This window comes from Mesorhizobium sp. M7A.F.Ca.CA.004.12.1.1 (assembly GCF_003997835.1).
GTDB lineage: Bacteria > Pseudomonadota > Alphaproteobacteria > Rhizobiales > Rhizobiaceae > Mesorhizobium.
The window spans coordinates 1-438 of the sequence record NZ_RZRK01001518.1; the positions used below are offsets into that span (position 1 = coordinate 1).

General features: G+C 60.7%; 1 protein-coding gene. It reads right to left on the bottom strand.

The features are described from left to right. Positions 1 to 75 precede the first annotated feature (75 nt). A partial coding sequence (atpB, locus tag EN984_RS37340; protein ID WP_127384487.1) for a F0F1 ATP synthase subunit A occupies positions 76 to 438 on the bottom strand: 363 nt, incomplete at its 5' end.

A 438-nucleotide genomic window follows, 5' to 3' on the forward strand; every position in this document is an offset into this window, starting at 1 on the left:
CCTTTGGATCTAAAATTCCGTTGCGATTCCATCCGGCGCCAATGTTGGAAATTCTTGGGCCGGAAACTTTTGGACCTAGTGCCCGGGGTGCAGGGCGTCGTTGAGATACATGCAGGTCAACACGGCAAAGACGTAGGCCTGCAGGAAGGCGACCAGCAGTTCCAGTGCCGTCAGCGCCACCGCCATCGCCAGAGGCAGGATCGAGCCGGCGACGCCGACCGCGCCGAGCGCGCTCAGGCTGACCACGAAGCCGGAAAACACTTTCAGCGTGATGTGGCCGGCGAGCATGTTGGCGAACAGACGAACCGAGAGGCTGACCGGGCGCGACACGAAGGAGATCACTTCGATCAGCACCACCAGTGGCAGCAGGAAGACCGGCACGCCATGCGGCACGAACAGTTTCAGGAAGCCGAGACCATGCTTCATGAAGCCGTAGAC